This is a genomic window from Priestia sp. SIMBA_032 (assembly GCF_046535215.1).
Taxonomy (GTDB): domain Bacteria; phylum Bacillota; class Bacilli; order Bacillales; family Bacillaceae_H; genus Priestia; species Priestia aryabhattai.
This window is the reverse complement of sequence record NZ_JAWRXD010000100.1, coordinates 1-526: the sequence shown is the minus strand read 5'-3', so window position 1 is coordinate 526 and position 526 is coordinate 1. Positions and strand designations below refer to the sequence as shown.

General features: G+C 36.3%; 2 pseudogenes. Both read left to right on the top strand.

Annotation, left to right across the window (positions count from 1 at the left end):
* Window positions 1–269: pseudogene (locus tag SB717_RS33490) on the top strand (CdaR family protein); the annotation flags it as partial.
* A pseudogene (locus SB717_RS33485) lies at window positions 262–526 on the top strand (phosphoglucosamine mutase); the annotation flags it as partial. The pseudogenes SB717_RS33490 and SB717_RS33485, both read left to right, overlap by 8 nt.

The window sequence follows — 526 nt, the reverse complement described above, 5'->3', positions numbered from 1 at the left end:
CAAAACAAAAAAGTGCTAAAGTTACTATTGTAAAGAAAGAAAAACCAGATAAAGAAGTACAGGGTAACGGTCAACAACCGGATTCAAACACCAATCAAGAAAATCAAAATGAGAAGCCAAAAAATCCTGAATCCAATCAAGAAAAAGAAACGGAACAGGAAAATAATCAAAACCAAAATCAAGATAAAGATAAAGAAACTAGTCAAGAACCAACGGTAGATAACCATAATCAAAAAGAGCAAGAAAAAGGAGCGAATCATAATGGGTAAATATTTTGGGACAGATGGAGTACGTGGCGTTGCAAATTAGGAGTTAACACCTGAATTAGCTTTCAAAATTGGGCGTTTTGGTGGTTATGTATTAACAAAAGATACAGATCGTCCAAAAGTAATTATCGGTCGTGATACACGTGTATCTGGCCATATGTTAGAAGGAGCTTTAGTAGCAGGTCTATTATCAACTGGAGCAGAAGTAATGCGCCTTGGCGTTATTTCTACACCGGGCGTTGCTTATTTAACAAAAGCAC